The organism is Methanomicrobium sp. (assembly GCF_055145805.1).
This window is the reverse complement of record NZ_JBSREC010000003.1, coordinates 1-5,625: the sequence shown is the minus strand read 5'-3', so window position 1 is coordinate 5,625 and position 5,625 is coordinate 1. Positions and strand designations below refer to the sequence as shown.

Genomic DNA, 5,625 nt, shown 5'->3' with positions numbered 1-5,625 from the left:
AAAATCAGGGTCATTGAGATAATTTCCGGCAACATCAGCAAAGTCACGAATGTTTCCCGTTCTTCCCTCTTCTGAGGCCATAAAATAAAAACCGGGATTATCCTGTAAAAATCTGAAGATAAGAGTTGTTTTGCCCACCCTTCTTCTGCCATATATAATAATGAATTCCGGATTTTCAGAATTATAATGTCTGTTTAAAAACTCCAGTTCGCCTGTCCGATTAACAAATTTTGGTTTTTGTTGATACATAAGTATACTACTCAATACTCAACTAATATACTTAAAACTTATTCCCCAAAAATGCGATTTAATTGATATATCCTAAGTTTGCAATTTTGACCAAATAAATTTGAGAAGATCTAAGTTATCCAAAACATTTTTTTCAAATTTTAGTCAGGAAAACCGATTTGATTTTTGCTACATTTTGTAGCATCCGGATTCTTAAAACTGTTTCAAATTTTTGTGGGAAACTACATAACTTCTGGAAAAAATAAATTTTACAAATTTTTGTAAACTAAATATAGTTAACAAATATATGTAAATAACCAATGGTATATATGGGGTATATTTTAGACTATTTTCACAGTGATACTATGGACAAAAATAAAATTATTGGTATAGCTTTAATACTGGTGATAATAGTTGTTGCATTGGGTTCCGGATTAATTATGGCGAATTCTGAACCGGCCAACAACAATACAGGTTCAAAAATCATAACTGATATGTCCGGCAAAGATGTTGCAATTCCTTCAGAAGTCAGGAGTGTGATAATCACCTGCTGTGGAGGTGCAAGTAATGAACTTGCAGTTCTTGGAGCTGAGAATTTGGTTATAGGTCAGCCAGACAAGTGTTTATCGGACAATCTTCTGACAATCATACCGCAGTACAGTGAAACTACAGACACAGGCTCTTTTAACGATGTCAATGTGGAAGAGATAATGAGGCTGAATCCTGACATTGTGATTGCCAGTGTTACATCAAATGACGGAAATGCAATGATAGAAAATACCGGCATTCCCGTAATCACTGTTCTTACCGGAAAAGCCACACTGGAAAAACTTCCTCTTGAATTTGAGATGATGGGAGAAGTCCTTGGAAAAGAGGATGAAGCATCAGAACTCGTATCTTACTGGAACGAGAAACTCAATATGATTCAGGAAAGAGTTTCATTGATACCTGAAGATCAGAAGAAGACTGTGTATTACATGCTCGGTCATACCATTCATACAAACGGAGGAAACTGGTGGGGACAGGAGTTTATCACAGCCGCAGGCGGAATTAATGTTGCTGAGAATGAGACATTAAGAGACATCAATTTAGAAGAGCTTTGCAACTGGAATCCGGATGTTATCATAATAAGCAGCAACGAGGGGTCTTATATACCAATCGAAGATGTGAAAAATAATCCCCAGCTCATGAGTATAAAAGCCGTTGAAGATAATGAACTCTATGAATGCCCGATTGGAACATTCTGGTGGGACAGACCGTCACCTGAAACTCCTCTTGGAATTATGTGGCTTGCAAAGACTCTCTATCCTGATAAATTTGAGGATGTCAGCATTGAAAACGAAACAAGATCGTTTTACAACGAATTTTACGGATATAACCTGACAGATGATGAAATTGAGCATATTATGAATCCTGAAGTATGCTTATCCTGCAAAAATTAGGTGATTGAAATGAGCAGGAATAAAGAGAACATCATTGATCTCAAAATCAGTGAAGAGATTGGAAAAATTGATGAGATAATTAATGGGTATAAATATTACTCAGTCCTTTCAACGGCACTTGAAACAAAAATCTTTGAGTGGCTTTATGAAAACGGTCCGGCAGACAAGGAAACGATTACCAAATCCTTAAATTACAATGGGATGTTTACAAGATGCTTTCTGGCTACACTTGAAGACATGGAACTTGTATCAGAAAATGAAGGATTGTATTCCAATACAGATCTTTCAAATCAGTTTCTTTTATCAAAGAGCACTTTCTATCAGGGAGATCTAATACTCTCACTAAAAGATGATTCATCGAAATGGAAAAATCTTTCAGAAAACATAAAAGAGCAAAAAGAAAGAATTGCAGGGTTTGAAGAAGGACCATCTGAAAGACATTTAAATAATATTGCCCAGAGAGGAATTCGTGGAGAATTTCAGGCGGTTGCAGCCAGAATCTCAGAATGGGACGGTTTTAAAGATGCAAGAGAACTGCTTGACATAGGGGGAGGGCATGGTCTTTATTCCATCTCCTTATGCCAGAAAAATCCGGATCTGAATGCTGTAGTCTTCGACAAACCTCATGTAACCGGACTAACATCAAAGTACATAAAAAGTTACGATATGGAGGACAGGGTATCAGCTGTTGCCGGAGATATGACTATTGAAATAACGGGAAAAGACTATGATATTGTTTTAATGTCCCATCTTCTTTATAAATTCAGAAATGAACTGCCTGATATCCTGAAAAAAGTCTCTGAATCTATTAAAACTGGCGGTCTTTTGGTTCTTAATCACTGGTTCTGCAGTCCGGGGTGCATTCCTGAAACAGGATGTGCAATAAATGATCTCGAAAAATCACTTATCAGTTTTGGCCATCCCCTATGCCACACTGATTTATTTGAGGATTTTTTAAAAGAAACAGGCTTTGAGATAATCGGAACTGACAGAATACCCACTGCATACGGAGATTCAACACTTTATTTATCGGTATTTACAGGTTCTACAATTCAGCCGGAAAAAGATGCGGAAGAGATGTGCTGCAAGTGCAAAATGTCATGAATATATGGAGGAGATTTAATTGAAAACTGTTGATCAGGAAAAAGATGCGATTCTAAAAGAAACAATAGAAAATATCAGGAAAAAACTCGGTGAAAAACTTAACGGAATTTCAGTGGAAAGAGTAGTTATCGGCATATTCTTTACCGGGGTTAAGCTAAACACCGGAGACGGCGGTCTGTGTTATACGCCTGTAAAGGCTATACCCGAGGCTGTCTGCTGCCCGAGTTCGGCAAGAGCAATGCCAACATCTGGATCACTTACTAAAATACCACTTGAATCATATTTTGACTATGCCCTGTCTGATAAACCCATAAAAAAAGCTCTCGGCATAGCAGTGATAAATGCCCTTTCACAGACCTGCTGGAGAGAATATCCACCACAGGACTATGAGATAACAAAAGGCATTGATGCGATGGACACTGTCAAGGTTTATGATGATGACTTTGTTGTTGTTATAGGAGCTCTTGCTCCCCTCCTAAAAGTTCTGAAGAAAAGAGGAAAACCGTTTAATGTTATAGAAAAAGATCCAAGAACACTCAAGCCCGATGAAATGCCGTATTATATTCCCTCAGAAAGAACAGACGAATGTGTTCCAAAGGCCAGTCTTCTGGTAATTACAGGAACAACCCTGATTAATAGTACACTTGATAATTTACTCAAACTGGCCGGTGAAAAAACACGTATAATAGTTATGGGACCGACCGCAAGCATGCTACCAGAAGCTTTCTTTAGAAGAGGTGTTGATATTCTCGGTGGAGATATAGTTACAAAGCCTGATGAAATTCTGGATGTAATTGCAGAAGGGGGATCAGGCTATCATTTCTTTGAAAAATCAGCAGACAGGGTTGTTTTTACAAAAAAAATAAATTAATTTTTTATACTTTTGCAGATGTTGCAAAAAAATTTTAAACTTTTATCCGGCATCTCACCGGGCTTGCCCATGAATATGGAATCTATAAAACCCAAAATCACGTCTCATGCGGCTTTGCACTAAATCCGGGCAACCGAATGATGAAGCGTACAATCATGCCGACACACAGGGCTGCTGCTACTGTTCCCTCGCGTACGCCTTCGAGACCTCCCAATAATGAAAATGACAAAATTACAGCCCCCAGAACCATTGCCGAGTCAAAAAATATTTTTATTCTCCCGTATTCCGCGTGAATTACATGAGATATAACAAGGACAAGCGCCTCACCTGCCATCATAATCAGATTTGCCTTTAAAAGCAGGCTGATTCCGATTGCAATGAAAACAAAACTTAAAAGACAGAATATCCACTGTATCAGATAACCGGATATCAAAAGACCTGAAACCAGATACATATTAATGTCAATAAATGCGCTGAACACAAAAATTACCGGTATCTGTGACCACTGATATGACTGAAATTCACTTTTAAGCAGAAAGTACTGTATTCCCACAAACAGCACATTCATAATAAAAGTCCAGGTGCCCATCGTTAAGGGAAAGGAAAGACTCAAAACATAAGGGATGCAGGAAACCGGAGTCGTCCCCAGATCTGCTTTCGTTGAGAGGGCAACACCAAATGTCATTATAAAAAGACCAATTGTCATTAAAACCGATCTATGAACTAATTTCAGGCTCATTTTGCGGTCTCATAGTTAGTGACAACAATCTCGTTGATCTCCCCTCTGGCGTTCCCTTTTGAATTGATGTTTCTCCTTGCTGGCACTCTTTCTATGTTGAAACCGGAATAGAGATCGTCAAAGAAGTTGTCGTCAGGATCTGTGTTCTTCGGGTCAGAGTTGCTCAGCATCACTTTAGCGGATTTCTCATCGCATTCCCTGAAAAACGCTGCAAGCCTTCTTTGATCGGAATCAAAAAAGCCGTCCTTTGCATAGCTGTTAAATTTTGACGTTTTGTTTATCGGCCGGTACGGGGGATCAAAATATAAAAATGTGTTCTCATCGACAAGACATGCTGCAGATTCAAAGTCATCATGGTGAATTTCAGTGTTTTCAAGTGCATAAGATGCCGGAATTAGAGTATTTTTTATCGCAATTTTCGGATTTTTGTACTGCCCGATCGGTACATTAAATCCCCCCTTTGAGTTCACCCGGTAAAGGCCATTAAAACATGTCCGGTTCAAAAATATCAGTTTTGCAACTCGGAATACAGCCTTTACATCCGTTGATGAATAGTCAAATCCTGCCCTTTGCTCATTGAAGGTCGATCTGATCTTGTAATAGTATTCCTTTCTGCCCAGACTCTCAAGAGGGATGTATTCGTCTTCAAAATTTTCAAGAATTTCAATGAGCTCTTCGACTGACTCTTTAATCACACGGTAACAGAGGACAAGCTCCTCATTTATGTCAAAAATATGGCACTCAGAAGGGCGGTATCTGCTGTTTACCCTGAAATAGACCGCACCTCCACCGATAAAAGGCTCAATAAAACGGGATATCCCCCCGTTTTTAACGGAGCCTTTTATAAAGCCTTTGTTATCTCCGGTAAGCTCTCTAGGAAACCTCTTTTCAAGCTCAGGAAGTATCTGCGATTTTCCGCCCGCCCATTTCAAAAAAGGGCATTCCCCAATATTTTTTCTGCTGGTAACCATGTAAAATTCCAATAACCGAGATTTTCTTTAGGTTTACTATACAAATTACTTTGCGATTTCTTACCGGTACAGCAATTTAAACAAACTTATCCTCATCCAGCCTGTATAAATACCAGTCCTGCCTCTCTGCGCCCTGTTTTTCATAAAACTTTATCGAGGGCTCATTCCATGTTAAAACCGTCCAGTCAATCCTTCCGCAGCCTCTTCTTTTTGCCTCATTGCGGCAGAAATCAAAGAGCATCTTTCCGATTCCTCTCTTTCTGAACTCCT

General features: G+C 38.8%; 7 protein-coding genes. 3 read left to right on the top strand and 4 right to left on the bottom strand.

Annotation, left to right across the window (positions count from 1 at the left end; genetic code table 11):
- Nucleotides 1-249, bottom strand: a 249-nt coding sequence (locus ACTB1O_RS00175) for an AAA family ATPase (protein WP_462993117.1), incomplete at its 3' end; no start/stop codon positions are given.
- Nucleotides 250-593: 344 nt separating this feature from the next.
- Here ACTB1O_RS00175 and ACTB1O_RS00170 point away from each other — a divergent pair.
- From ACTB1O_RS00170 to ACTB1O_RS00160, 3 genes are read left to right on the top strand one after another with little or no spacing between them, the layout of a single operon-like run.
- Nucleotides 594-1,670 carry an ABC transporter substrate-binding protein gene (locus ACTB1O_RS00170; protein WP_462993116.1) on the top strand — a complete coding sequence of 359 codons (1,077 nt, stop codon included), beginning with the start codon at nucleotides 594-596 and terminating at the stop codon, nucleotides 1,668-1,670.
- Nucleotides 1,671-1,679: 9 nt separating this feature from the next.
- Nucleotides 1,680-2,774, top strand: coding sequence for a methyltransferase (locus ACTB1O_RS00165; RefSeq protein ID WP_462993115.1), 1,095 nt, complete (start codon nucleotides 1,680-1,682; stop codon nucleotides 2,772-2,774).
- A gap of 19 nt (nucleotides 2,775-2,793) precedes the next feature.
- On the top strand, nucleotides 2,794-3,645 hold the full coding sequence (locus ACTB1O_RS00160) for a Rossmann-like domain-containing protein (protein ID WP_462993114.1): 852 nt from the start codon (nucleotides 2,794-2,796) through the stop codon (nucleotides 3,643-3,645).
- Between the two features lie 97 nt (nucleotides 3,646-3,742).
- Here the strand turns inward: ACTB1O_RS00160 and ACTB1O_RS00155 are convergent, their stop codons facing one another.
- The 3 genes from ACTB1O_RS00155 to ACTB1O_RS00145 form a co-directional block, all read right to left on the bottom strand.
- Nucleotides 3,743-4,384: a YczE/YyaS/YitT family protein gene (locus tag ACTB1O_RS00155; protein ID WP_462993113.1), complete on the bottom strand. Its 642-nt coding sequence runs from the start codon at nucleotides 4,382-4,384 to the stop codon at nucleotides 3,743-3,745.
- Nucleotides 4,381-5,355: a DNA adenine methylase gene (locus ACTB1O_RS00150; protein ID WP_462993112.1), complete on the bottom strand. Its 975-nt coding sequence runs from the start codon at nucleotides 5,353-5,355 to the stop codon at nucleotides 4,381-4,383. Before ACTB1O_RS00150 ends, ACTB1O_RS00155 begins: the two co-directional genes overlap by 4 nt.
- A 76-nt stretch (nucleotides 5,356-5,431) precedes the next feature.
- Nucleotides 5,432-5,625, bottom strand: a 194-nt coding sequence (locus ACTB1O_RS00145; RefSeq protein WP_462993111.1) for an N-acetyltransferase family protein, incomplete at its 5' end; no start/stop codon positions are given.

What these genes read in the sequence shown, in the direction of transcription:
- ACTB1O_RS00165 (WP_462993115.1), top strand. Translation starts at nt 1,680, where the DNA reads ATGAGCAGGAATAAAGAGAACATCATTGATCTCAAAATCAGTGAAGAG.
- ACTB1O_RS00150 (WP_462993112.1), bottom strand. Translation starts at nt 5,355, where the DNA reads ATGGTTACCAGCAGAAAAAATATTGGGGAATGCCCTTTTTTGAAATGG.
- ACTB1O_RS00170 (WP_462993116.1), top strand. Translation starts at nt 594, where the DNA reads ATGGACAAAAATAAAATTATTGGTATAGCTTTAATACTGGTGATAATA.
- ACTB1O_RS00155 (WP_462993113.1), bottom strand. Translation starts at nt 4,384, where the DNA reads ATGAGCCTGAAATTAGTTCATAGATCGGTTTTAATGACAATTGGTCTT.